Below are 23,655 nucleotides of genomic sequence, written 5' to 3' on the forward strand. Positions count from 1 at the left end.
TTGGGGGAAGGCGCTGCCGGATACACCCGGCATGAAAACGCAATGCTGCGCCTTTCCCTCCTGCTCGCTGTAGCGCTTCTTGGCGGTTGCATCCGGCTGGTTCCGCAAACAACCCGCCCGGCAACGGTCGTCACAAAGCCTGCAATTACAAAACCTGCCGTCACAGGGGCAACTGCTGCTCTCACCGGGATCACCAACGGACCGATGCCAGCGGGCCTTGGTTTTAAGGCTGAAAACACCGCCGCCGCACTGGGCACCTTCGTGCAATCTTGCGGCAGGCTTACCAAACGCGCGGACTCTTCAGGCCTTACTAGGCCAGAAGACTGGTCGTCCGCTTGTGCCGCGGCCCGATCATGGCCTTCCGGCGATGCGACACGATTTTTCTCGACCTACTTTGAAACCGCTGAAGTCGGTGACGGCAATGCGTTCGTTACCGGCTACTTCGAACCTGAAATTGCCGGCGTCCGGCAACGCCAGCCAGGTTTCGATGTCCCGATCTATAAACTTCCCCCCGACCTCGTTCGTGCAAAGAAGGGGGATGCGCAGCCTTTGCCTGATGGCCGCATGCCGCTGGGGCGCTATGATGATGCAGGTGTGTTCACGCAGTATTTTGATCGTGCCCAGATCGATAGCGGGGCACTGACGGGCAAAGGCCTTGAGATTGGCTGGGCGGCCGATCCTGTCGAAGTGTTCTTTCTGCAAATCCAGGGCTCTGGTCGTCTGCGCGCGCCCGATGGTAGTGTGATCCGCATCGGCTTTGCCGGGCAAAACGGTCAGGCGTATGTGGGCATTGGCTCGGTGATGCGTGAGCGCGGGCTGATCGGCAGCGCGCCTGGCCAGTATTCGGGATCAATGCAGGGCATCCAGCAGTATTTGCGCGATTTCCCCGCCGAGGGCCGCGCTTTGATGCGCATGAACCGCAGCTATGTGTTCTTTCGCGAGCTGGTCGGCGCTGGGCCGATCGGAGCGCTGAGCGTACCTATCGTTGGCCGCTCTACTGTCGCGGTTGACCCTGCCTATGTCCCGCTGGGCGCACCGGTGTGGTTGCAGCTTGATCTCAAGGATGCCAGCGGCTTGTGGGTGGCACAAGATACCGGCGGGGCCATTCGGGGTGCCAACCGCTTTGATACGTTCTGGGGCGCGGGAGCCGAGGCGCGCGAGATTGCTGGCGGGATGAGCGCGCGGGGACGGGCCGTGATCCTCCTGCCCAAGGGTACGCTGGCGCGTCTGGGCCAGCGCTGATGCGCGCGCCGCGTGGCCTCTCGCCCGATGAGGCAGCGCTGTGGGAACGCGTCGCGGCGACCGTCGTCCCGCTCAATCCGGTGCGCAAGGCCAAGCCGGTGCTGGCCGAACCGGCGGTTGTCCAAGCGCCAGCCAGACCCAAACCGATCAAAGGCCGCGTACCAGCGCCCCTGCCCGCGCCGCCCCTGCCATCACCGGTTGCGCGGCCGCTGCAAAGCCACGGGCTGGATGCATCTTGGGATCGCAAGCTGGCGCGCGGGGCGATTGTGCCTGATGTGACCATCGATCTGCACGGCATGAACCTTGATGCCGCGCATGGCCGCCTGAATGGCGGGATCGCGCAGGCCTTGGCGATGGGTTCGCGGGTGATCCTGCTGATCGCCGGCAAGCCGCGTCCGCATGATGAACGCGATGCGCGCGGATCGCAGCGCGGGGTGATCCGTGCCAAACTGCTCGACTGGCTGGCCCATAGCCCCCACGCCCGCAACATCGCCGCCGTCCGCCCGGCACAGCCGCGCCATGGCGGATCGGGCGCGGTCTATATCGTGCTCAGGAAAGCGCGCTGATCGCGATCCGCGTGTAAATCCTTTGCAGAACGCGCAAATCTTCCACCGCAACCGCCTCGTCGGTCTTGTGCATCGTGGCGTTGCACAGGCCGAATTCGACGACCGGGCAAACCGCACGCAGGAACCGCGCGTCTGATGTGCCGCCGCTGGTCGATAGCTCGGGATCAAGGCCGGTTTCGGCTTTCACCGCATCGGCAATAATCGTCGAGAACGCACCGGGCAGGGTGATGAAGCTTTCGCCCGAGATCACCGCGCGGACTTCGCCCTTGTGGCGGCGGGCGATCTCTTCGACGATGGCGACGAGCGTTGCACCCGAATGCCGGTCGTTGAAGCGGATCGAAATGCGCGCGCGGGCTTCGGCGGGGATCACATTGGTGGCCTTGTTGCCCACCTCAAGGTCGGTCACCTCAAGGTTGGAAGGCTGGAACCAATCGGTCCCGCCATCGAGCACCAGCGCATCGAGTTCCGCCAGCAGCGCGATCAGGCGCGGGATCGGGTTATCGGCAAGGTGCGGGTAGGCGACATGGCCTTGCGCGCCCATGCAGGTGATCCACATGTTGACCGAACCGCGCCGCCCGATCTTGACCATATCGCCTAGCCGGTGAACCGAAGTCGGCTCGCCAACAAGACACAGGTCCGGCTCTGCCTGCAATTCGCGGATCAGTTCGATCAGGGGCACGGTGCCGAAACGCGCGGGGCCTTCTTCGTCGCCGGTGATGATGAAGCTGAGCGTGCCTGCCTCTGCCGGAATATCGGCAACCGCCGCGACCATCGAGGCGATTGAGCCCTTCATATCGACCGCGCCGCGCCCGTAGAGCAGTTCGCCGCGCCGCTCGGCCTTGAACGGGCCGGACGTCCAGCCTTCACCCGGCGGGACCACATCGAGGTGACCGGCAAAGGCGAAGTGGCGCGAACCTGCAGGGCCTTGGCGGATGGCGAACAGGTTTTCGACCGGACCATCGGGCGCTTCGCCCGCAACGAAGCGATGGATCGCAAAGCCCAGCGGTTCGAGCATGGCGGCAAGGCAATCGAACACCGCGCCGGTGGCAGGCGTCACGCTTTCGCAATCGATCAGACGTTCGGCAAGGACGACGGGATCAAGCATCAGGCGGCAACCTCTTCGAATTGTTCAATTACCCAGTCTTCGGCCATCGCCGCATTGACCCACGCCTGCATCCAGTCATGGCTCCACACCGCGTCAATATAGGCCTGTGCAAAGCCGGGCACGGTGACGCCGTAGGTGATGAACCGCGCAACGACAGGCGCGTAGACGATGTCTGCCGCGCCGAACGCGCCGAACAGGAACGGGCCGCCATCGCCGAAGCGCGCGCGGGCTTCGGCCCAGAGGCCAAGGATGCGGACGATATCGGCACGCACCTGCGGGGCGACCTCGAACCCTGCCACGCGATTGCGGATGTTCATCGGCATGGCACTGCGCAGTGCGAGGTAGCCTGAATGCATTTCGGCGACCATCGAGCGCGCCATGGCGCGGGCGGCTTCGTCCTTGGGCCAGAAGCGGTCCCGCCCCACTTTGTCGGCAAGGTGATCGAGGATGGCGAGGCTGTCCCACACCACCGTTTCGCCATCCCACAGGATCGGCACTTTGCCGCCGGACGGGGCGAGGCTCTCGCTGCTGCGCGCATCGTCCCAACCCTTGCCATAGAGCGAGACGACGACTTCATCGAAGGCAAGGCCCGATTGCTTGGCGGCCAGCCAGCCGCGCAAGGACCAGCTTGAGTAGTTTTTGTTGCCGATGATCAGCTTCATCGTGATTACCCCATGCCGTTTCGACGCCATTTCGACGCCGCCTAGCCGTTCAGGTTCACAGTGTCGAGGCTGAACAGGTTTACACAGTTTACACTGTTCAGAGAGAGAAATGCGAGCCCCCGGGAACGGGCCGGGCGGTCATTGCAAATGGTGCGGTTTTCAGGGCTTTCCATGCGGTTTTGGTGGCGCTGGTCGTGCCTTGTAGGACAGCGCAGATACTTCCGATTTGGCCGGATGTTGGATTTCGGAAGCAGGATTTCACGCGAAAAGAGGCCGGGAGAACGCGATGGTCCCCCCGGCCCCTTTTCGTGTTTCAGATGCGTTTGAGCCTGTGCGCGATCAGAACACCACGACCGAGCGGATCGACTGGCCTGCGTGCATCAGATCGAACGCGGTGTTGATTTCTTCGAGGCCCATGACGTGGGTGATCATCGGATCGATTTCGATCTTGCCGGTCATATACATGTCGACAATCTTGGGCACATCGGTGCGACCCTTGGCCCCGCCGAATGCAGTGCCGCGCCAGTTGCGGCCGGTGACGAGCTGGAACGGACGCGTGGCGATTTCCTTGCCCGCTTCGGCCACGCCGATGATAATGCTGGTGCCCCAGCCGCGATGGCAGGCTTCCAATGCAGTGCGCATCACTTCGGTGTTGCCGGTGGCATCGAAAGTGTAATCCGCGCCGCCGTCGGTCAGCTCGACAACCTTGGCGACGGTTTCCTCGCGGCTCAGCCCCTTGGAGTTGAGGAAGTCTGTCATGCCGAACTTGCGGCCCCATTCCTCGCGATCAGGGTTGATATCGACGCCGATGATCTTGCCAGCACCTGCCAGACGCGCGCCCTGGATCACGTTGAGGCCGATGCCGCCAAGGCCGAAGACGACGACGTTATCGCCGACTTGGACTTTGGCGGTGTTGACCACCGCGCCCACGCCCGTCGTCACGCCGCAGCCGATATAGCAGGCCGACTGGAACGGGGCGTCTTGGCGGATTTTGGCGACCGCGATTTCGGGCAGGACGGTGAAGTTCGAGAACGTGGAGCAGCCCATATAATGGAAGATGGTCTGGCCCTTGTAGGAGAAGCGGCTGGTGCCATCGGGCATCAGGCCCTTGCCCTGCGTGGCGCGGATCGCGGTGCAAAGGTTGGTCTTGCCCGAAAGGCACGATTTGCACTGGCGGCATTCGGGCGTGTAAAGCGGGATAACGTGATCGCCGGGCTTTACCGAAGTGACGCCGGGGCCGACTTCGCGCACCACGCCTGCGCCTTCATGGCCCAGCACGCTGGGGAACAGGCCTTCGCTATCGAACCCGTCAAGCGTATAGGCATCGGTGTGGCAGACGCCCGTGGCCATGATCTCGACCAGCACTTCGCCAGCCTTGGGGCCTTCAAGATCAAGCTCGACAATCTCAAGCGGCTGTTTGGGGGCGAACGCAACGGCGGCGCGGGTCTTCATCTGGTTGTCTCCCTGAAACGTAAGTGTGGCGATAGCATAATTGCAATGGAACTGATAAATTGCCCATTATGATAAACACTGTTGCAAGACGAGAACAATGAGCAGCCGCTGGGATGGATTTGATGAAGTGGTTGCGGTGGCCGATACCGGCACCTTTGTCAGCGCGGCCAAGCGGTTGGGTACATCGACATCGCACGTGAGCCGCGCGGTGGCCCGGCTGGAGCAAAGCCTTGGCGCGCAGTTCTTTCACCGCACCACCCGCGCGGTCAGCCTGACCGATACCGGACGCACGCTGGTAGACCAGTTCCGCCGCCTGATTGCCGAGCGTGACGAGGCCATCGCGATGCTCGATCTGCAAGGCGAGCCGCAAGGGCAATTGCGCATCACCTGCCCCACCGCGCTGGGCGAGCGGTTCATCGCGCCCATTGTGCGCGGCTATGTGCAGCAATACCCGAAGCTTTCGGTCGATCTGGATCTGACCAACCGCGTGGTCGAATTGGTATCGGAAGGGTTCGATCTGGCCATCCGCACCGGTAGCTTGCCCGATAGCCGCCTGATCCGCACGCAAGTGGCCATGCGCGGTATCATAACCTGCGCCGCGCCCGCTTATCTCGCAAAGCGCGGCGTGCCGCAGTCAGCCGATGATCTGGAGCAGCACGAATGCTTGCTGGCCACGTCTGACATGTGGCGCTTTGGCATAGATGGCGAACCGCGCACATTGCGCCCGCGCGGACGCTGGCGCTGCAACAGCGGGGCAGCCGTGCTTGAAGCGACGCTGGCGGGCATAGGCCTGTGCCAATTGCCTGCGTTCTATGTGAACCGGGCCATTGCCGAGGGCCAGCTTGTCGAGGTTCTGCAAGCGCATCGGCCTGATGATGACCCGATCTGGGCGGTCTATCCGCAACGCCGCCATTTGCTGCCCAAAGTGCAGCGGTTGATCGATGTGCTGCGACGGGATTTGCCGTCTGCTTTGTTGCTGCACTGACGACCATCCGCTGCCAAAAAAAATCGCACGCTGTGATGCCAGCTTGCCGTAGCGTAAGCGCACGATTGACGCATTTGTGCGGGTTTGCGAGACTTTCCCTTAACGTAAAGTTGCACTAACACAGCCTCTACAAGAGTCGCGACACTGCGCAAGGAGAGGTCATTGCAAGGTTATATCGCCCGCTTTTCGCGAGCGCTCGCCCGATGAGCAGCGCCGCAACCCTGCCCGCCATGGGCCACATCGGTGCCGGATTGACGCAAGTTGGCCCACGTTTCGTGGCCACAGGCGTCGACGGATGGCTGCAAGGCCGCACGATGTATGGCGGTGCTTCCACTTTTCTCGCCTATTGCGCCATCCGCCAAGCCATGCCTGATCTGCCTTCTTTGCGCGCGGGCCAAATCGGGTTTATTGCGCCGGTGGGTGCTGACGTGGAAATCGAGGTTTTAGTGCTGCGCCAAGGCAAAAATGTCAGCCAGGTCCAGACCGATCTGTATTGCGACGGATCGCTTGCTCATCGCGGAATGTGGGTGTTTGGCGGCGCACGGCCCGCCAATGGCGCTGTCGCTGCCAGCACATTGGCAGACATAGCCCTGTTTGAGGACGCAGCGCCCATCCCCAATTCCGATGGGCTGCACTTCATTCAAAACCTTGAAATGCGATATGGCAAAGCTGAGGGTGATGTGCGTCCCGGCGTGGTGCGCCGCTGGATCCGGCTGAAGAACCGAGATGGCCTTGATCCAATCGGAGAATTGGTTCTGCTTGCCGACGCTCTGCCGCCGGGCTCCTTACGCGAAATGGAACGACGAGGACCGATCAGTTCGATCAGCTGGGCCATCACCTTACTGGGCGATACGCCAACCACGCGCGATGGCTGGTGGCTGCTGGAAACAGCATCGAACCACATGGCCGAAGGGTTTGACAGCGAAACCCTGCGGATGTGGAACGCTGATGGTGTAGAAGTAATGCGCGGGCTGCAAAGCGTCGCGGTGTTTGGATGATGGAACTGACCTGATGACCCTTGCCGACCCTACATCGCTTGGCTTTGATAGCGCGCGCCTTGAACGTATCGGCGCGTTCCTGGATGCGGAATATGTCGCATCGGGCCGCTTGCCCGGCGTGGATGTGCTGGTGGCGCGCGATGGTAAGGCGGTTTATCGCCACACCTCCGGCCTTGCGCGCGCCGATGGCATGGCGATGGCTACCGACGGCATCTTCCGCATTGCATCGATGACCAAGCCGCTGACGGCGGTGGCGTTCATGATGCTGGTGGAAGAAGGCAAAGTGGCGCTGGATGATCCGGTGACGAAAGTGGTGCCCGAATTTGCCAAGCTGGGCGTTTATACCGGTGGCGGCGGAGAGATGGACTTCTTTCCCGCAAAGCCTGCACCCGCGATGCGGATGGTCGATCTGCTCACGCACATGTCGGGGCTGACATATGGCCTGCAGAACCGCACGAATGTGGACGCGGCTTATCGCAAAGGGCGGCTGGACGGGCATGCCAGCCTGCCCGGCAACGATCACTTCTTGGCCGAACTGGCCAAATTGCCGCTGGAGTTCGAGCCGGGACAGGGCTGGAACTATTCGGTGAGCAGCGATGTGCTGGGCGCGATTGTGGCGCGGCTTTCGGGCATGAGCTTGAGGGAGTTCTTTGCCACGCGCATTTTTGGGCCGCTGGGCATGGTCGATACCGGCTTTCATTGCCCTGCTGACAAAGCGCACCGGTTGACCGATGCCTGGGCTTATCGCGAGGGCGAGGCCCCGCTGTTGTTTGATCCGGCGGCAAAATCGAGCACCCTGCGCGAGCCGCGTTTTGAAAGCGGGGGCGGCGGGTTGCTGTCTACCACGGCAGATTACCACCGCTTTTGCCAGATGCTGGTGAACGGTGGCGGTGTGGATGGCGCGCGCATCATCAGCCCCAAGACGCTGCAATTGATGACCGCCAATCACCTGCCCGGCGGCGCAGACCTCACGCAAATCTCGCGGTCGTTGTTCAGCGAAGCGCATAATGCAGGCGCGGGGTTCGGCCTTGGTTTTGGCGTGACCATCGATCCGGCGCGCGCGCTGGTACCGGGGTCTGCCGGTGAGTTTTACTGGGGCGGAATCTTCTCGACCGCGTTCATGGTTGATCCGGTAGAGAAGCTGCACATGGTGTTCATGACGCAGCTTTACCCCTCGTTTGTTTACCCCATCCGGCGTCAGTTGAAGACGCTGATCTATAGCGCGCTGACCACAAGCCGCGCCTGAACTGGAGAGAGCCGATGTCTGATGCGATACCCGGTGCCAAAGAGCATATCGATGCCGCGCGCAAACTGGCCGCGACGATTGAAGATATTCCTGCCGATACCGCGCTGCTGCCTATCGCCCGCGTTGGCGTAATCGGGGCTGGCACGATGGGCGGCGGGATCACGATGAATTTCCTGTCGGCGGGCATTCCCGTGACCATCGTGGAAATGACGCAAGAGGCGCTGGATCGCGGTGTGGCGACGATGGGCAAAAATTACGAGAACACCGTCAAGCGGGGGAAGATGGAGGCGGCTGATGCGCAGGCCGCGATGGCGCGGTTGACGCCGACGCTGGATTTTGGCGCTTTGGCCGAGGCCGACCTGATCATCGAGGCCGTCTATGAGAGCATGGACGTGAAGAAAGACGTGTTCGGCAAGCTCGACAAGGTGGCGAAAGCGGGTGCAATTTTGGCGTCTAACACCAGTTATCTGGATGTGAACGCCATTGCGGCTGCAACGAACCGCCCCGAAGCGGTGCTGGGCATGCACTTCTTTTCGCCCGCCAATGTGATGAAGCTGCTCGAAGTGGTGCGCGGTGCAAAGACGGGCCACGCGCAACTGGCGACGGTCATGGCGCTGTCGGTGAAGATCGGCAAAGTGCCGGTCGTTTCGGGCGTATGCCATGGCTTTATCGGCAACCGCATGCTCAGCCCGCGTCAGGATCAGGCGCTGGCGCTGATCATGGAAGGCGCGAATTACTGGGACGTGGACGAGGCGCTGCTCGAATTCGGCTTCCCGATGGGGCCGTGGCAGATGGCCGATCTGGCGGGCCTCGACATCGGCTGGCACCGCGATCCTGCGCGGATTGAATCAGTGCGCGATGCGCTGTGCGCGGCGGGCCGTTGGGGACAGAAGACCAAGAAGGGCTTCTATGACTATGACGACAACCGCCAGCGCAGCCCTTCGGATGAGGTGAAGGCGATCATCGCGCAATTCGCCGCAAAGGAAGGCCAGAAGACCGGGAGGCCGCAGCGCGAGATCGGCAAGGACGAGATCCGCGAACGCCTGCTCTATCCGATGATCAACGAAGGCGCGATGATCCTTGATGAGGGCATTTCGCAACGGGCGAGCGACATCGATACGGTGTGGCTCAACGGCTATGGCTGGCCAGCATGGACCGGCGGGCCGATGTTCTGGGCCGACCATATCGGCCCCGATACCGTTGCCGCCGGCCTGACAAAGCACGGCCTGCCCGTGGCCCCGCTGCTGGCGCGCAAAGCGGCGGCTGGCGAAAAGTTCAACGCCTGATCCAACCCGTTTCGAGGAGTTATGACAATGCGTGACGCCGTAATCGTATCCGCCGCCCGTACCCCGATTGGCCGTGCCTACAAGGGCGCGTTCAATGCAACGCAGGGGGCATCGCTGGGCGCGCTATCGCTGCAAGCCGCGGTTGCCCGCGCCGGGATCGATCCTGCCGAAGTGGACGACGTGCTGTGGGGCAGCGCGCTGCAACAGGGTGAGCAGGCCGCCAATATCGCACGTCTGGTGGCGCTGAAGGCAGGCCTGCCGGTGACCACATCGGGTATGAGCATGGACCGCCAGTGCTCGTCAGGCCTGATGACGATTGCCACCGCCGCTAAGCAGGTGATTGTCGACCGCATGGACGTGGTGGCCGCAGGCGGTCAAGAATCGATCAGTCTGGTGCAGACCAAAGAGCTGCGCATGGCGTTCGACCCCAGCCTGATTGCCATGCACAAGGCGATCTACATGCCGATGCTGCAAACCGCCGAAGTGGTCGGCAAACGCTATGCCATCAGCCGCGAGGCTTGTGACGAATACGCGTTCCAATCGCAAATGCGCACGGCAGCGGCGCAAGCGGCAGGCAAGTTCGATGATGAGATCGTGGGCGTCGATGCCAAGATGGGCGTGCAGAACAAGGAGACCGGCGAGGTCACCTTCCAGGATGTCCACCTGACCAAGGACGAAGGCAACCGCCCTTCGACCACGCTGGAAAGCCTGACCGCGTTGAAGCCCGTAATCGAAGGCGGGCTTGTGACGGCGGGCAACGCCAGCCAGCTTTCCGATGGTTCCGCAGCTGTGGTGGTGATGGAAGCCGCACTTGCCGCCAAGCGCGGGCTGGCACCGCTGGGCCGCTATGTAGGCATGGCCGTGGCCGGGACCGAGCCGGACGAAATGGGCATCGGCCCGGTCTTTGCGATCCCCAAGCTGCTTTCACGCTTTGGCCTGAACATGGCCGACATCGGGCTGTGGGAACTGAACGAGGCCTTCGCGGTGCAAGTGCTGTACTGCCGCGACAAGCTGGGCATTCCGAACGAGCTGCTGAACGTGAATGGCGGCGCCATTTCCATCGGGCATCCTTATGGCATGACCGGCGCGCGCGGCGTGATGCACGCGCTGATCGAAGGCAAGCGCCGGGGTGCAAAGTATGTGGTCGTGACGATGTGCGTTGGCGGCGGCATGGGTGCGGCGGGGCTGTTCGAGGTTCTTTGAGTTTGGTGGCTGCGGGATAGGTCGGGAAAGCCCACCCCCGACCACTCCCGCTTGCGGGAGGGGGGAAGAAGCGGTCCGCAAAACCACTCCCGCTTGCGGGAGGGGAGCGAGACTTAGGTCACGCAGTGGCCTTAGTCGCAGCGGTGTGGGCAAGCCGCACTTGCCCAAAACCGCCACCGCGCCTACCCTTTCCCGATGGATGACAGCGAAAGAAGCTGGCCGCAGGCCGGGCGCGAAAGACTGATTTACCCATCGCCCGTAGGCTGGGTGGGCACCGACTTTGTCGACAACGAGGCCGAGTTGTTGCAGAGCTTGAACCCGAAAACCGTGATGATGATGGGCGACAATCCCGCCCTGCCGCGCATGCCCGAGCGGCCCCGCCTGCTCGATTTCTTCCGCTGCCGCTTTGGCGATATCACCGTGCGGCACCTTTTGGTCAGCGCCAAGCGCGCGCTGGATGATGGCCTGCCCGAAAAGGTGGTGCTCGCCTGTTTGCTGCACGACATTTCCAACGGCTGCCTTGTGCGCTCCGACCACGGATATTGGAGCGCGCAACTGATCGCGCCTTATGTCGATCCCGAAGTGGCCTTTGCGGTGAAGTACCATCAGGCGCTGCGATATGTGCCCGATGAAAGCGTCGGCTATGCCTATCCGGAAAGCTACCACAAGTTCTTCGGGCCTGATTACGAAGTGCCCGAATACCTGCTGCGCGATGCCGAATATGCCAAGACCCACGAATGGTACATGACCGCGCGGCAGGTCACGCTTTACGACACCTACTTCTTCGACGACTTTCCGGTGGTGGACCCGGAAGAACTGGCAAGCGTGATCGCAAGGAATTTCAAGGAGCCGGAGGAAGGGCTGGGCTTTGACGGATCACCGACCGCACACATGTGGCGCACGATGATCTGGCCGAATAACTTTTTGTGAGGGGTGTGCTTGAGAAACGGCGGATATTCGCGATTTCCGTTTAAAGGCTGCCTGTCGGGAAACGACCCCATATCGGTCGTTCAGCCTAGTGAAATACAACCCTGATAAGTGGCGCAAAATGCCGAAACTCACCTTCACTCTGCTCGCATATTTTTTGGCAGTTTCTGCCCCTGACAGCGCTCAGCATAAAAGTTTTCAATTTGACTACGCAAGAGATGTTAAAAAAGTTGCCTCACTTTTAGAGAGTATTCTCGAAGGAAATGCCGCCCTTGATGCGATTAAATTTGAAGCCCAGACCGGAAGTGTCTCTTTAAATTCGTCCGAGTTTATTAGATTTTCTCTCGAGTGCCCCATTTCGCGGATCGATATTCTGTCGTTCTCCGACACTCGACAGCCAATTTTCGTATGGTGGGACTGTACTGATTATCGCCTACACAATAGCCCACAATTAGGCGATCTGCGAAGCGCGAGCTTTTGGTTCAAAGATACGGAAATTTCGCTCGTCAAATTCGGAACCGCTCAGGTCGTGTCTGTAGGTTCAAAGTAAAGCAAGCAGCGAAGAAACTGCTGAAAGTCGCCCTTCCGAAATCCACCCACTTCCTGTCATTCAACACAGACGAGCCTTTCCCTAAAAGCTGCCGTCCTCGTCATCGTCGCCCCGGGCTGATGGCAGGCCGCCGCGATCGGTCACCAAGACCTGCCACTCCCCCCTCGCGATACCGATCCAGCCACTTGTAGCCGATGCTCGGGCTGATCCCGAAACGTCGACACAACTCCCGACGGTTCGCACCCTCTGTCAGCGCAAGCCGACAAAACTCCTCACGCTCCATCACACGCGAACACTCCCTGAACGGCATGGCTCTCCTCCATGCCAAAAGTGTCCACCATGTCACCGAACAAACGTCTACGATGTCTCCGGTCTATACAGCTTGACCCGGGGTGACGGTGGAGAGGGGCGGTGATAGTGGGGGAGCGGGTGTGTGCCGTCAGTGGGCGTGGAGTGCGGCGTTGGGGGGCGCAGGGTTAGGAGACCCCTGCTTCGACCTTTCCGGCATGGCCGGCAAAGCCTTGGAGGCCTAGCCACCATTGCAGGGCGATAACGCCGCCCTTGGCGGGTTGAAGCAGGGCTACCAGCAGCGCCACGGCCATGACCGCGACGATCAGCATCATTGCCCAGCCCGGCAGCGCGGTGTGGAGGCCGAGTTCGATGATGACCGGGGCCATGATATGGCCCGTGAGCAGGATCGAAATGTAGGGCGGGAAATCGTCTGCGGCGTGGAGTGTCCAGTTTTGGCCGCAGCGGCGGCAGCGTGTCGCAGGTTTCAAAAACTTCGCGAACAAGTGGGTTTCGCCGCAGCGAGGGCATTTGCCTTTGATGCCGCGCCTCAGCGCCGCGCCCAGCCCTTGCGGGAGCATAGCGCGGTGTAGCGGGAGGGCGGCGTTGGGAATTTTGCGGTGCCTTATGTTTTGGCGAACGGGTTTTTGGGGCTGCGCAGGGTCAGGCGGATCGGCACGGCATCGAAGCCGAGTTCGCGGCGCATGCCGTTGATCAGATAGCGCCGGTAGCTTTCGGGCAATTGATCGAGGCGGGTGCCGAACAAGACGAAGCCGGGGGGGCGCGTTTTGGCCTGCGTGATATAGCGCAGCTTGATGCGGCGGCCACCGGGCGCGGGCGGCGGATTGGCGGCGAGCGCATCATCGAACCAGCGGTTAAGCGCGGCGGTGGGCACGCGCTTTGACCATGCGGCGCGAATTTCGAACGCGGCGGAGAGCATCTCATCAAGGCCCTTGCCGGTGCGGCCCGAGATCGCCAGCAGCGGCACCCCGCGCACTTGCGCCAAGCCATCTTCCAATGCGGCGCGGATGCCCTGGAACAGGCCCGAGGGATCTTCGGCGATGTCCCACTTGTTGATGCAGATCATCAGCGCGCGGCCTTCTTCGAGCACCATCGAGGCGATCTTGAGATCCTGATGTTCCAGCCCGCGCGTGGAATCGAGCATCAGCACGACGACTTCGGCAAAATCGATGGCGTGGCGCGCATCGGCGACCGACATCTTTTCAAGCTTATCGACCACGTTCGATTTTTTGCGCATGCCCGCCGTATCGATCAGGCGGACGGGGCGATAGCCTTCGCGTTTGGGATCAAACCACTGCCAGTCAATCGCAATCGAATCGCGCGTGATGCCCGCTTCCGGCCCGGTCAGCAGACGGTCTTCGCCGAGCATCTTGTTGATCAGCGTGGATTTGCCCGCGTTCGGGCGGCCCACGATGGCGAGTTTGAGGACCGATTCAGGATCGAATTCCTCTTCGTCATCAAGCGAGAGGATGTCGTCATCGTCCGCTTCGGATTGCTTGGCCTCGATCAGCGGGCGCAGCGCTTCGAACAGATCGGCAAGGCCCTGCCCGTGTTCTGCCGAGAACGCGATGGGTTCACCAAAGCCCAAAGAAAACGCCTCAAAAATGCCCGGATCGCCCTGACGGCCTTCGGCCTTGTTGGCCATAAGCACGATGGGCACGCGGTTCTGGCGCAGATAGCGGGCGATTTCCTCATCCAGCGGGGTGATTCCGGCGCGCGCATCGATCACGAACAGCGCAACGTCTGCGCCGATCAGTGAGGCTTCGGTTTGCTTGCGCATCCGGCCCGGCAGGGTTTCGGGATCGGTATCTTCCCAGCCTGCGGTATCGACAATGGTGAAATCGAGGCCGAGCAGCGTGGCATCGCCAAAGCGGCGGTCCCGCGTGACGCCGGGCTGATCATCGACCAGCGCGAGTTTTTTGCCGACGAGTCGGTTGAAAATGGTGGACTTGCCCACGTTGGGGCGTCCGATAATGATAACTTGTGGGCGCATAGACCTCCCGTGGCTGTTCCGGCGCGTGAACGCAAGAGCGCCTTTTAAGTCCGGAAGTTTGATTAGTCCCAAATTAACCATTGGTCTAAGTGTCACTATAACCCTAGCGGCACATAATTGCCGGGATGAGTAGAAAGTTTGTCCCTGTTGCCGTCTTATGTGGCTTCTCCCTTTTCGGGAGCGGGACCTATGCTGCTGAAATCAATAAGGCCGCGCGGTTTGATGCGCCTTCGGACAGGAGCGGCGAGGAATTGCCGTACCTGCAATGCGTGCCTTATGCCCGCGCTGTTAGCGGCATCCGCATTTTTGGCGATGCATTAACGTGGTGGGGGCAGGCCGAGGGCCGCTATGCCCGTGGGAACCGCCCGAAAGTGGGCGCGGTGATGAGCTTCCGCCCGCATGGTCGCATGGAATTGGGCCATGTTGCCGCCGTTAGCCGCATTATCGATTCGCGCAATGTGCTGCTGCGCCACGCCAATTGGTCTGAAATTGACGGGCGGCGCGGGCAGATCGAGGACAATGTGCGCGCGGTGGACGTATCGCCGGATAACGACTGGAGCCAGGTGCGCGTGTGGTATGCGCCGATTGGCAATCTGGGCACGACGGCGTGGCCGGTCAACGGGTTCATCTATCCTGACAAGCCCGGACGGGCTGAACGGCTGTCAGTGCTTTCATCCAGTGGCAGCGTGCAGAAGGCGAAAGCGAGCGAAACGCCGGTATCGCGAATCGGGGCGGACTTCTTGCGCGGCATCCGGCCAGAGGCCTCTGCACCGGCCACAAAGATCCACGGCACATTAACCTTTGGTAGTGGTAAAAAGTTACCGCAGCCACCTGCGCGGATTAAACCTGCGCTGGCTGATGACCCGATTGGCACGATCATCGCCAGTCGCACGAAATAACGCCGATTACAACGTTTTGATGATGGCCGAGAAATCAAGACCTGCGTTACCGGCATCAGCAAAGGCGGAGTAAAGCTCTTCCGCGCGCGCGCCCATTGGCACTTGGGCACCGGCATCGGCAGCGGCAGCCATCGCCAGCTTCAAATCCTTGAGCATGAGAGCGGTGGCAAAGCCGCCTTGATAATCGTTGTCAGCCGGGCTTTGCGGTCCGACGCCGGGGACGGGGCAATAGGCGGTCATCGACCAGCACTGGCCCGAGGCTTTGGACGAGATATCATAGAAGGTTTGCAGATCGAGGCCGAGCTTTTCAGCCATGGCGAAGGTTTCGCAGGTGGCAACCATCGACGCACCGAGCAGCATGTTGTTGCAGATCTTGGCAGCTTGGCCCGCGCCGCTGGCGCCTGCATGGATCACGGCCTTGCCCATGGCCGAAAGGATCGGTTCGGCGCGGGCGAAGGCTTCGTCGCTGCCGCCGACCATGAAGGTGAGCGTGCCGCCATTGGCCGCAGCGATTCCGCCCGATACCGGCGCATCGACCATGGCATAACCGGCGGCGGCGGCAGAGGCAGCCACTTCGCGCGCGGTGGCGACATCAATGGTGGAGCAATCGAGCAGCAGGGCGGTGACAGGGGCCTGGCCGATCACATCAGCGGCATAGACCGACTTTACGATCGCGCCATTGGGCAGCATCGACACGACGGCATCGGCACCCTGCACCGCCTCCTTGACCGAGGTATAAGTGGTGCAGCCGCTTTCAGCCGCGCGGGTGAGCGCGGCTTCGGCAAGATCGAAAGCGTGGACATCGTGGCCCGCCTTCACAAGGTTTGCGGCCATGCCGCCGCCCATATTGCCAAGGCCGATGAATGCGATTTTCATTGTGAATCTCCCCTCCCGCTTGCGGTAGAGGCCATGGGAGGGCCTGTTCCCGATCGGTGGTTTGTTGCCGAGGGCCAACATGCCCTCCCCTAACCCCTCCCGTAAACGGGAGGGGGACTCTCAAGATTAGCGACCGGTCCAGACGCCGGGGCGCTTTTCGACGAAGGCTTTCATACCTTCGGCCTTGTCTTCGGTGGCGGTGAGGATCTGGAAGGCGCGGCGTTCGAACAGCAGGCCCTGATCGAGCGTGGTTTCAAACGCGGCGTTGACCATTTCCTTGTTCACCATCGCAGCCATCGGCGGCATCGCGGCGACTGCGGCAGCAGTCTTCAACGCTTCGGCGAGCAGATCGGCCAATGGCACGATCCGGCTGACGAGGCCTGCGCGTTCGGCTTCGACCGCATCCATCATCCGGCCCGTCAGGCACATGTCCATCGACTTGGCCTTGCCCACCGCGCGCGTCAGGCGCTGCGATCCGCCCATGCCGGGAGCGACGCCCAGCTTGATTTCGGGCTGGCCGAACTTGGCGGTATCAGAGGCGATGATGAAATCGGCCATCATCGCCAGTTCGCAACCGCCACCAAGGGCAAAGCCATTGACCGCCGCAATCCACGGCTTGCGCGTGGACTTCACAACATGGGTGGTCCACTTGGCAAAGAAATCTTCGTTGAAGAAATCGGACGCGGGCTTGTCGGCCATTTCCTTGATGTCGGCACCTGCGGCAAAGGCCTTTTCGCCCGACCCTGTCAACACGGCGCAGCGCTGTGCCGGATCAGCCTCAAACGCGGAAAAGGCATCGATCAGGTCGGTCAGGATTTGCGAGTTGAGCGCGTTCAATGCCTGCGGACGGTTTAGCGTGATCAGGGTGACGGCATCGTGGTGTTCGACGAGGATCGTTTCGTAGATCATAGCGGTTTCCATTCGTCAGCAGCGCCCAGCGGCGCGAATATCGCATCGAGCAAATCGTCAGTCACGCCTTCGGGCGTGGCGGGCGACCATACCGGCGCGTTGTCCTTATCGACAATGACCGCGCGCACGCCTTCGGCGAAATCGGGCATAAGCAGCACGCGGGAACCGATGCGATATTCCATCACCATATTGGCCGCAAAATCAGGCAAAGTCAGGCTGGTGGCCAGTTGGCGGAGCGCGACTTTGCAAGTCTGCGGGCTTTTGGTGGCGAGCGCCTTTAACGTCGTCCGGGCAAAATCGGTGTCTTCAGCGGCCAGTGCGGCAAGGATGTCCTCATAGCGGTCCGATGCGAACAGGCGTTCGATCTCTGCTGCATGCGCGGCAATCTTCGGTTCGGGCGGAATGGCAGACAATTCACGCAAGATCGTGGCGATGGCAGCAGGATCTCCCGCGATCCGCGCTTTGGCCTCGCCCAAATTTTCCGCCGGAAGATAGTGCGAGGCAAGGCCTGCCCACAAACATTCTGCACCATCCAGCCGCGCACCGGTGAGTGCAAGATACTGCCCCATGCGCCCCTTCATCCGCGACAGGAACCAGCCGCCGCCAACATCGGGAAACAGGCCGATGCCGGTTTCCGGCATGGCATAGCGCGTTGCTTGCGTGACCACGCGGTAGGTTGCCGGATCGGACAGGCCGACACCGCCGCCCATCGTGATGCCATCCATGTACGCCACGACCGGCTTGCCATAGGTCATCAGCAAGTGATTGAGCTGGTATTCATCGTGGAAAAACTTGCGCCCCGATGCGCCGCCATCGTTCAGCGCAGAATTGCGCAGGAACGCAATATCGCCGCCTGCGCAAAAGCCGCGCCCTTCGGCATGATCGATCAGAACCGCGCCGACGCCATCATCCCCGCGCCATTCCAGCAGCGCTGTGACCATCGCCTGCACCATGCCATAAGTCAGGGCGTGGATCGCTTTGGGGCGGTTGAGCGAGAGGATGCCGACGCCGCCTTCGCGCTTTGCAAGGACTTCACCGGTCATTTCAGCAAGTCCCGGCCAATGATCATACGCATGATCTCGTTGGTGCCTTCGAGGATGCGGTGGACGCGCAGATCGCGCCAGAACCGCTCAATCGGGTAATCGCGCAGATAACCATAGCCGCCGAACATTTGCAGCGCGCGATCGACGATGGACGAGCCACTGTCGGTTGCCAGCTTCTTGGCCATGGCGGAAAAGCGCGTCTTGTCAGGTGCATTGGCGCTGACTTTGGCTGCCGCAAGATAGAGCAGAGCACGCGCAGCTTCGAGATCGGTTGCCATGTCGGCCAGTTGGAACTGGGTGTTTTGGAATTCGGCAATCGCCTTGCCAAACTGGCTGCGGTCTTTGACGTAAGTTATCGCTTCATCAAGGCAACGCTGTGCGCCACCCAAGGAACAGGCACCGATGTTCAAACGCCCGCCATCAAGCCCTGCCATCGCGAACTTGAAGCCATCGCCTTCTTCGCCCACGCGGTTGGCGACAGGCACGCGCACGTTATCGAAGATCACTTGCGCGGTAGGCGAGGCATTCCAGCCCAGCTTGCGCTCTGGCGCGCCAAAGCTGACGCCGGGCATGTCCTTTTCGATCACGAGGCAGGAAATGCCCTTTGGCCCGTTATCGCCCGTGCGCACCATGGTGACGTAAACATCATTGACGCCGCCGCCCGAGATGAACTGCTTGGTGCCGTTGACGACATAGTGATCGCCTTCCAGCTTTGCCGTGGTTTTCAGCGCGGCAGCATCGGAACCAGAACCTGGCTCGGTCAGGCAATAGCCCGCCATCTGGTCCATCGTGACCAGCCCGGGGAGATAGCGTGATTTAAGATCGTCGCTGCCGAACGTGTCGATCATCCACGCCGACATATTGTGGATCGAGATAAAGGCGCTGGTAGCCGGGCAACCATAGGCCATCGCTTCCATGATCAGCGCGGCTTCAAGGCGGCCAAGGCCGATACCGCCCGATTCCTCGCTCACGTAGATCGCGGCAAAGCCCAGGTCGGCTGCGGCCTTTATTGTTTCACGCGGGAACGCGTGATCCTCGTCCCATTGCGCGGCAAACGGGGTAATGGCATCAGCGGTAAAGCGGCGCGCCATTTCCTGAATGGCGATCTGGTCTTCGGTCAGCGCGAATTGATCAGTCATGCTTTCATCCCGTGGCACGGTTTAACCACGCCTTTAAAGTTGCTTGTGGCAGGTAAGCCCCGCCATCTTCCCTGTCCAGTATCGGCCTTGGTACAGGCCGAAAATGCCGGATGCATCGTCAAACAAGCTCCGGAGCGGTAGGCAGGTCGCCTGCCACCCCGCTCCGGAGCATTGCCTTGCGTAACGGACAGAAGACCGCCCTCATATCGGGCCGTCAGGCAAGCCTTGCGATGACGTCGCCGAACAGGTCCTCGTCGCTTGGCAGGACTTTGGGCTGCGCCAGCGGCTTTGACACCCAGGTTTCGTTGATCAGGTCACGCCAGGTGATGTTGTTGTTGGTGCCATTACCGCCCCAGCTTCCGCAGCCGAGCGAGAAGGTCTGGCGCATGCCGTTCCACAAGTTGCCGCTGTTCGATGCGGACTGCGGCTGGTTGACCATCACGCGGCTGGTGCGAGTGCCATTGGCCAGCTTCATGATGTTTTCATCGGATTGCGAATAGATGCCGCAGCTGTGGCCCTGCCCCTGATAGGCTTGAATAGAGTTGGTCAGCGCGATGGCCTCATCAATGTCCTTGGCGCGATAGAGCGCCATCGTCACGGTCATCTTCTCGCCCGAGAACGGGAAGTCTGGGCCAGCGCCGGTTTCGGGCACGATGAAGAAGATCTTGCCTTCGGGCAGGCCAAAACCCGCCATGCCTGCGATCTTTTCGGCAGGCTGCGCCACGGCATTGGCGTTGATATGGCCATCGACCCAGATCACGTTCTGCAAAAGCGTCTTTTCTTCGGGCGAAACAATGTAGCCGCCCTGGTGCTGGAGCTTTTCGAGCATCTCGTCAAAGATGGCGTCCAGCAGGATTACGCTGTTGTCTGACGAGCAAGATGCAGCAAGATCGAGCGTCTTGGAAATGCGGATCTTTTCGGCGGCATCATCCAGATCGGCTGTATCATCCACGGTGATCACCGCGTTGCCCACGCCCACACCCAATGCCGGAGTGCCCGACGAATAGGCCGCCTTGACCATCGGCGTGCCGCCAGTGGCCAGCACGCGGTCACACTGGCGCATCAGTTCGTTGGTCTTTTCAACAGAAGGGATATCGATGCTGAGCACGAGATCGGCGGGGCCGCCCATCTTGACGATGGCTTCGCGCATCAGATCGCAGATCATCTTGTTGGTCAGCTTGGCGCGCGGGTGCGGCGCAACGATGATCGAGTTGCGGCCCTTTACAGCCGAAATCGCCTTGATCACCGGGGTCGCTTCGGGGTTGGTCGAAGGCGACAGCGCACCGATCACACCAACCGGCTTGGCGATCTTCACGATATTGCGGACCGCGTCTTCTTCAAGCACGCCCACCGACTTGTCGTGGATGATGTCATGGAGCGTGGCGCGGGTCTTGCGGAAGATCTTGAGGTACTTGCCGTCATAGTTGCCAAGCTGCGTTTCATCGACGGTGTGCTGCGCAATCTTTTCGGCCACATCTTCGCGGGCCACCGACCACACCATCGCGCGGATCAGCGCATCGACCTGCTCTTGCGTATAGTTTGCGATCTGCGCCTGCGCAGCGCGCGAGCGGGCGACCAGCGCCGCGATTTCGGCAGCTTCGGGAGACAGTTCGATTGCTTGGGCGACGGCCATTGTTAATCCTCGGCTTTCAGGAAAGGATAGCCTCGCCAAGCCATGGCAAGTTTGGCGATCCATATCCTCTCGTTAAAATTTATCGCTCTTTCCTGCACTCCCTCACGTTTGCAGGCAAGGCCACTTCATGCAATGCTGAACTGCAAAAACGCAGGCGCGATACCGCTGTGGGATTTTGGATGGGACCAATGGCAATCAACTGGAACGATCTTCAGGACTTTCTGCTGATTGCGCGAGCAGGCCAGCTCTCGCGCGCGGCGGCGCAATCGGGCGTCGATGCCACAACGATGGGCCGCCGTTTGCGCAGGCTTGAGGCGCGGCTAGGCACGACGCTGTTCGAACAGACACGGCAGGGCCAAGTCCTGACCGAGGCGGGCGAGCGTATGCTCGAAGAAGTGGAGGCGATGGAACATGCCGCACGCCGCATCTCGGAAAACACCGAATCCGGGCTTGGCGCAGGGGGATTGCTGCGTGTCAGCCTGTCCGAAGGGTTTGGCACGTGGCTGGTGGCCGCCCATTTACGCAGCTTTACCGAGCAGCACCCGCGCCTGATGTTCGATCTGGTGGCGTCGAGCGGATTTCTCAGTCCTTCGAAACGCGAAGCCGATCTGGCGGTCACGCTATCGCGCCCGCGGGCAGGACCGGTGATCGCAGGCAAGCTGTCGGACTATGCGCTGCGGCTCTATGCCTCGGGCGATTATCTGGCGCGCCACGGCATGCCAAGCAAACCCGCAGACCTTGCCGCCGGCTATCCGCTGGTAGGATATATTCCCGATCTGCTCTATGCGCCCGAGCTGCGTTATCTGGCCGAGATCGAGCCGAATTTGTCAGCCACGGTGCGCTCATCCTCGATCAATGCGCAGCACCGTATGATTGCTGCGGGCGCGGGGATCGGCGTGCTGCCATGTTTTATCGGCGATGCAGATTCATCACTGGCGCCGGTATTTCCGGACCGCCGCATCACGCGCTCGTTCTGGCTGGTGACTCACAAGGACACGCACAACCTGTTGCGCGTGCGCGCGTTTCAGGAATGGCTAACCGCGCTGGTAGCACAGGAACGCGGACGGCTGTTGCCAAGGTTAGGACCGCCCGCGTGACCCATTCAAATCTTGGCGGTTCAAATTTTCGCGACAGGCGCGCCTTCACCCAGATCTTCAAACCACGCCTCGACTGTGCCGTTCAGCTTGAGGGTAAGCGGATTACCCTTACGGTCCATCGCCTTACCGGCCTGAACGCGCACCCAACCTTCGGAAATGCAGTATTCCTCAACATTGGTGCGGACCACATCCTTGAAGCGGATGCCAATGCCGCGACGCAGTTTCTCTTCATCAAAGAACGGGCTGCGCGGATTGATTGCAAGCCGGTCCGGCGGCACATCAGACCCGGAGGTTGCGGGCGCTGCGGTGACGGGAGCGGTTTCGGGAGCGGTTACAGCTTGGGGCGTTTCATCAGTCATGGTCTGCGCAAATATCTTGATTGCCCCACTTGTCAATCAAGGCCCGCCGTCGTAATGCCCCGCCCCTGTCCGGCAGACCGTTAAAGGCTGCCCCGACGGGCGCGTAGCTCAGTGGTAGAGCACACCCTTCACACGGGTGGGGTCGCAGGTTCAATCCCCGCCGCGCCCACCATAAACCCCTTTGAAATTTGGGGAGTTTATGGATGGCCATTTTTCTCACTTGCAGGTTTTGACCCCGTTTCACCCCCGAAATGGGCCGGAATCGACCTCCTCTCGTACAAAACCCGTACAGCATCAGAGCTCCTTTCTCAGCTTGAGCCGCGTCTTGCGCTCGGCTTTCAACAGTCCCCGTCGCAGGGCCTGATTGATCTTGATCTCAGCATCCTCGGCATGCGTGTAAGTGTTGCGCATCAGATTGAGGTCTGACCAACCGCCGAACGCGCCGGCGGCCTGCCACGAGGCGGCGGATTCGGCCCTCCGGCCAGCCCGAATGCCGCGCGATTTCTCGGATGGTCATCATTTGCATATCAGCAAATCCTCCGTATTCTGCGTGCTCACCCGCCGATGGCTACTCATTATACAGATACGGCAATAATATGCATTTCGTGATAACCTGCTGCAGATGTTCGAGCAGGCGATCCGCCTCGCGAAGGATTTCAACCTCAGGTATGAGGTAAACCCGACCAGCGAGAACGAGATCAGCCTCGCGAAACTGTTCTTCCAATATCTGATGGAAAACGGCACAATTTCGGACGATATGGCGGACGTGCTGACCAGAAGGATGGCAGCCAATGAATGACAATGATGCGTTTGGCACTGCAGAACGAAGCCTGCATTCCTTCTTCGCCGATCGATACCCTGATCGCGCCGCCGCATAACGGACCATAGTTCGCCAATCCATCCTGCAAAGAGCGCGACGCGAACATTTAAGACTTGTTTTGCAAAGCTATATGTCTTTGATGAAATGGCTAAAGCCCATCACACTGGCTCTGGTTTTTTCGCATCGGCAGCGTATTTCCTACGAGTGTCGTCGCTAGGCTCATCAGCGGCCCTGCCAGAGCCGCATGAAGCCATGATTTTCTTCCTGTTCTGCATCCTTCTCACTCTTGAGAAAATGATCGGACGGCCGGTCTTGCGTGGAAATGCATGGAACTGGCGGGAAGGCTGGCGACTGGA

22 protein-coding genes, 1 tRNA gene and 2 pseudogenes are annotated in these 23,655 nt (G+C 60.8%); 13 read left to right on the top strand and 12 right to left on the bottom strand.

The window, feature by feature from the left end; all coding sequences use genetic code 11:
• Positions 1 to 42 precede the first annotated feature (42 nt).
• Both IP81_RS04115 and IP81_RS04120 read left to right on the top strand, forming a co-directional pair.
• Positions 43 to 1,242 (top strand): murein transglycosylase A, encoded by a 1,200-nt coding sequence (locus IP81_RS04115; RefSeq protein ID WP_157573068.1) that lies wholly within the window; start codon positions 43 to 45, stop codon positions 1,240 to 1,242.
• Positions 1,242 to 1,808 (top strand): Smr/MutS family protein, encoded by a 567-nt coding sequence (locus IP81_RS04120; RefSeq protein ID WP_054106693.1) that lies wholly within the window; start codon positions 1,242 to 1,244, stop codon positions 1,806 to 1,808. Before IP81_RS04115 ends, IP81_RS04120 begins: the two co-directional genes overlap by 1 nt.
• Here IP81_RS04120 and dapE read toward each other — a convergent pair.
• The 3 genes from dapE to IP81_RS04135 all read right to left on the bottom strand — a co-directional run bounded on the left by dapE (position 1,792) and on the right by IP81_RS04135 (position 5,027).
• Positions 1,792 to 2,913, bottom strand: coding sequence for a succinyl-diaminopimelate desuccinylase (gene dapE / locus IP81_RS04125; RefSeq protein ID WP_054106694.1), 1,122 nt, complete (start codon positions 2,911 to 2,913; stop codon positions 1,792 to 1,794). The two genes, IP81_RS04120 and dapE, sit on opposite strands and share 17 nt — an antisense overlap.
• On the bottom strand, positions 2,913 to 3,575 hold the full coding sequence (locus tag IP81_RS04130; RefSeq protein WP_054106695.1) for a glutathione S-transferase family protein: 663 nt from the start codon (positions 3,573 to 3,575) through the stop codon (positions 2,913 to 2,915). Before IP81_RS04130 ends, dapE begins: the two co-directional genes overlap by 1 nt.
• Positions 3,576 to 3,914: 339 nt before the next feature.
• The gene (locus IP81_RS04135; protein WP_054106696.1) at positions 3,915 to 5,027 is read right to left on the bottom strand and encodes an S-(hydroxymethyl)glutathione dehydrogenase/class III alcohol dehydrogenase; all 1,113 of its coding nucleotides are present in this window, start codon (positions 5,025 to 5,027) and stop codon (positions 3,915 to 3,917) included.
• 97 nt (positions 5,028 to 5,124) lie between these two features.
• On the opposite strand from IP81_RS04135, the gene IP81_RS04140 reads away from it, so the two are divergent.
• The 7 genes and pseudogenes from IP81_RS04140 to IP81_RS20040 all read left to right on the top strand — a co-directional run bounded on the left by IP81_RS04140 (position 5,125) and on the right by IP81_RS20040 (position 12,222).
• On the top strand, positions 5,125 to 6,012 hold the full coding sequence (locus IP81_RS04140; RefSeq protein ID WP_054106697.1) for a LysR family transcriptional regulator: 888 nt from the start codon (positions 5,125 to 5,127) through the stop codon (positions 6,010 to 6,012).
• 203 nt (positions 6,013 to 6,215) lie between these two features.
• Positions 6,216 to 7,010 carry a thioesterase family protein gene (locus IP81_RS04145; RefSeq protein ID WP_054106698.1) on the top strand — a complete coding sequence of 265 codons (795 nt, stop codon included), beginning with the start codon at positions 6,216 to 6,218 and terminating at the stop codon, positions 7,008 to 7,010.
• Positions 7,011 to 7,023: 13 nt separating this feature from the next.
• Positions 7,024 to 8,256 (top strand): serine hydrolase, encoded by a 1,233-nt coding sequence (locus IP81_RS04150; RefSeq protein ID WP_054106766.1) that lies wholly within the window; start codon positions 7,024 to 7,026, stop codon positions 8,254 to 8,256.
• 35 nt (positions 8,257 to 8,291) lie between these two features.
• A pseudogene (locus IP81_RS04155) lies at positions 8,292 to 9,542 on the top strand (3-hydroxyacyl-CoA dehydrogenase NAD-binding domain-containing protein); the annotation flags it as partial.
• Between the two features lie 27 nt (positions 9,543 to 9,569).
• On the top strand, positions 9,570 to 10,745 hold the full coding sequence (locus tag IP81_RS04160) for an acetyl-CoA C-acyltransferase (RefSeq protein WP_054106700.1): 1,176 nt from the start codon (positions 9,570 to 9,572) through the stop codon (positions 10,743 to 10,745).
• 195 nt (positions 10,746 to 10,940) lie between these two features.
• Positions 10,941 to 11,675, top strand: coding sequence for a hypothetical protein (locus IP81_RS04165; protein WP_054106701.1), 735 nt, complete (start codon positions 10,941 to 10,943; stop codon positions 11,673 to 11,675).
• Between the two features lie 118 nt (positions 11,676 to 11,793).
• Entirely contained in the window at positions 11,794 to 12,222 is a 429-nt protein-coding gene (locus IP81_RS20040) for a hypothetical protein (protein WP_157573069.1), read from the top strand.
• Positions 12,223 to 12,328: 106 nt separating this feature from the next.
• On the opposite strand, the pseudogene IP81_RS19525 reads toward IP81_RS20040, so the two are convergent.
• From IP81_RS19525 to der, 3 genes and pseudogenes are all read right to left on the bottom strand, one after another.
• A pseudogene (locus tag IP81_RS19525) lies at positions 12,329 to 12,532 on the bottom strand (helix-turn-helix domain-containing protein); the annotation flags it as partial.
• Between the two features lie 166 nt (positions 12,533 to 12,698).
• Positions 12,699 to 13,016: a DUF983 domain-containing protein gene (locus tag IP81_RS04170; protein WP_369800701.1), complete on the bottom strand. Its 318-nt coding sequence runs from the start codon at positions 13,014 to 13,016 to the stop codon at positions 12,699 to 12,701.
• A 119-nt stretch (positions 13,017 to 13,135) separates the two neighbouring features.
• Positions 13,136 to 14,524, bottom strand: coding sequence for a ribosome biogenesis GTPase Der (gene der, locus IP81_RS04175; protein ID WP_054106703.1), 1,389 nt, complete (start codon positions 14,522 to 14,524; stop codon positions 13,136 to 13,138).
• Between the two features lie 251 nt (positions 14,525 to 14,775).
• On the opposite strand from der, the gene IP81_RS04180 reads away from it, so the two are divergent.
• Positions 14,776 to 15,423 carry a CHAP domain-containing protein gene (locus IP81_RS04180; protein WP_369800702.1) on the top strand — a complete coding sequence of 216 codons (648 nt, stop codon included), beginning with the start codon at positions 14,776 to 14,778 and terminating at the stop codon, positions 15,421 to 15,423.
• A gap of 6 nt (positions 15,424 to 15,429) precedes the next feature.
• Here the strand turns inward: IP81_RS04180 and mmsB are convergent, their stop codons facing one another.
• The 5 genes from mmsB to IP81_RS04205 all read right to left on the bottom strand — a co-directional run bounded on the left by mmsB (position 15,430) and on the right by IP81_RS04205 (position 21,023).
• Positions 15,430 to 16,299, bottom strand: coding sequence for a 3-hydroxyisobutyrate dehydrogenase (gene mmsB, locus IP81_RS04185; protein WP_054106705.1), 870 nt, complete (start codon positions 16,297 to 16,299; stop codon positions 15,430 to 15,432).
• Positions 16,300 to 16,425: 126 nt separating this feature from the next.
• Complete coding sequence (locus IP81_RS04190; protein WP_054106767.1) at positions 16,426 to 17,208, bottom strand: enoyl-CoA hydratase-related protein; 783 nt, start codon at positions 17,206 to 17,208, stop codon at positions 16,426 to 16,428.
• A complete protein-coding gene (locus IP81_RS04195) occupies positions 17,205 to 18,251 on the bottom strand; it encodes an enoyl-CoA hydratase/isomerase family protein (protein ID WP_054106706.1) in 1,047 nt (348 codons plus the stop codon). The genes IP81_RS04190 and IP81_RS04195 overlap by 4 nt, the downstream gene beginning before the upstream one ends.
• Positions 18,248 to 19,390, bottom strand: a complete 1,143-nt coding sequence (locus IP81_RS04200) for an acyl-CoA dehydrogenase family protein (RefSeq protein WP_054106707.1) — start codon at positions 19,388 to 19,390, stop codon at positions 18,248 to 18,250. The genes IP81_RS04195 and IP81_RS04200 overlap by 4 nt, the downstream gene beginning before the upstream one ends.
• Before the next feature lie 214 nt (positions 19,391 to 19,604).
• On the bottom strand, positions 19,605 to 21,023 hold the full coding sequence (locus IP81_RS04205; RefSeq protein ID WP_054106708.1) for an aldehyde dehydrogenase family protein: 1,419 nt from the start codon (positions 21,021 to 21,023) through the stop codon (positions 19,605 to 19,607).
• A 188-nt stretch (positions 21,024 to 21,211) separates the two neighbouring features.
• Here IP81_RS04205 and IP81_RS04210 point away from each other — a divergent pair, with 188 nt between their 5' ends.
• On the top strand, positions 21,212 to 22,120 hold the full coding sequence (locus tag IP81_RS04210) for a LysR family transcriptional regulator (RefSeq protein ID WP_054106768.1): 909 nt from the start codon (positions 21,212 to 21,214) through the stop codon (positions 22,118 to 22,120).
• Between the two features lie 20 nt (positions 22,121 to 22,140).
• Here IP81_RS04210 and IP81_RS04215 read toward each other — a convergent pair whose 3' ends face one another.
• Positions 22,141 to 22,479: a DUF3297 family protein gene (locus IP81_RS04215; protein WP_082355956.1), complete on the bottom strand. Its 339-nt coding sequence runs from the start codon at positions 22,477 to 22,479 to the stop codon at positions 22,141 to 22,143.
• A 97-nt stretch (positions 22,480 to 22,576) separates the two neighbouring features.
• On the opposite strand from IP81_RS04215, the gene IP81_RS04220 reads away from it, so the two are divergent.
• Positions 22,577 to 22,651, top strand: a tRNA-Val gene (locus IP81_RS04220).
• A 450-nt stretch (positions 22,652 to 23,101) separates the two neighbouring features.
• The gene (locus tag IP81_RS20045; RefSeq protein ID WP_157573070.1) at positions 23,102 to 23,278 is read left to right on the top strand and encodes a hypothetical protein; all 177 of its coding nucleotides are present in this window, start codon (positions 23,102 to 23,104) and stop codon (positions 23,276 to 23,278) included.
• Positions 23,279 to 23,655: the final 377 nt, after the last annotated feature.

Origin of the sequence: Novosphingobium sp. AAP83 (assembly GCF_001295795.1) — a bacterium.
Taxonomy (GTDB): domain Bacteria; phylum Pseudomonadota; class Alphaproteobacteria; order Sphingomonadales; family Sphingomonadaceae; genus Novosphingobium.

Bases quoted from the DNA above. Each gene is read 5' to 3' on its own strand.
- IP81_RS04115 (WP_157573068.1), top strand. From the start codon at position 43: ATGCTGCGCCTTTCCCTCCTGCTCGCTGTAGCGCTTCTTGGCGGTTGC.
- IP81_RS04120 (WP_054106693.1), top strand. From the start codon at position 1,242: ATGCGCGCGCCGCGTGGCCTCTCGCCCGATGAGGCAGCGCTGTGGGAA.
- dapE (WP_054106694.1), bottom strand. From the start codon at position 2,913: ATGCTTGATCCCGTCGTCCTTGCCGAACGTCTGATCGATTGCGAAAGC.
- IP81_RS04130 (WP_054106695.1), bottom strand. From the start codon at position 3,575: ATGAAGCTGATCATCGGCAACAAAAACTACTCAAGCTGGTCCTTGCGC.
- IP81_RS04135 (WP_054106696.1), bottom strand. From the start codon at position 5,027: ATGAAGACCCGCGCCGCCGTTGCGTTCGCCCCCAAACAGCCGCTTGAG.
- IP81_RS04140 (WP_054106697.1), top strand. From the start codon at position 5,125: ATGAGCAGCCGCTGGGATGGATTTGATGAAGTGGTTGCGGTGGCCGAT.
- IP81_RS04145 (WP_054106698.1), top strand. From the start codon at position 6,216: ATGAGCAGCGCCGCAACCCTGCCCGCCATGGGCCACATCGGTGCCGGA.
- IP81_RS04150 (WP_054106766.1), top strand. From the start codon at position 7,024: ATGACCCTTGCCGACCCTACATCGCTTGGCTTTGATAGCGCGCGCCTT.
- IP81_RS04160 (WP_054106700.1), top strand. From the start codon at position 9,570: ATGCGTGACGCCGTAATCGTATCCGCCGCCCGTACCCCGATTGGCCGT.
- IP81_RS04165 (WP_054106701.1), top strand. From the start codon at position 10,941: ATGGATGACAGCGAAAGAAGCTGGCCGCAGGCCGGGCGCGAAAGACTG.
- IP81_RS20040 (WP_157573069.1), top strand. From the start codon at position 11,794: ATGCCGAAACTCACCTTCACTCTGCTCGCATATTTTTTGGCAGTTTCT.
- der (WP_054106703.1), bottom strand. From the start codon at position 14,524: ATGCGCCCACAAGTTATCATTATCGGACGCCCCAACGTGGGCAAGTCC.
- mmsB (WP_054106705.1), bottom strand. From the start codon at position 16,299: ATGAAAATCGCATTCATCGGCCTTGGCAATATGGGCGGCGGCATGGCC.
- IP81_RS04190 (WP_054106767.1), bottom strand. From the start codon at position 17,208: ATGATCTACGAAACGATCCTCGTCGAACACCACGATGCCGTCACCCTG.
- IP81_RS04195 (WP_054106706.1), bottom strand. From the start codon at position 18,251: ATGACCGGTGAAGTCCTTGCAAAGCGCGAAGGCGGCGTCGGCATCCTC.
- IP81_RS04200 (WP_054106707.1), bottom strand. From the start codon at position 19,390: ATGACTGATCAATTCGCGCTGACCGAAGACCAGATCGCCATTCAGGAA.
- IP81_RS04205 (WP_054106708.1), bottom strand. From the start codon at position 21,023: ATGGCCGTCGCCCAAGCAATCGAACTGTCTCCCGAAGCTGCCGAAATC.
- IP81_RS04210 (WP_054106768.1), top strand. From the start codon at position 21,212: ATGGCAATCAACTGGAACGATCTTCAGGACTTTCTGCTGATTGCGCGA.
- IP81_RS04215 (WP_082355956.1), bottom strand. From the start codon at position 22,479: ATGACTGATGAAACGCCCCAAGCTGTAACCGCTCCCGAAACCGCTCCC.
- IP81_RS20045 (WP_157573070.1), top strand. From the start codon at position 23,102: ATGTTCGAGCAGGCGATCCGCCTCGCGAAGGATTTCAACCTCAGGTAT.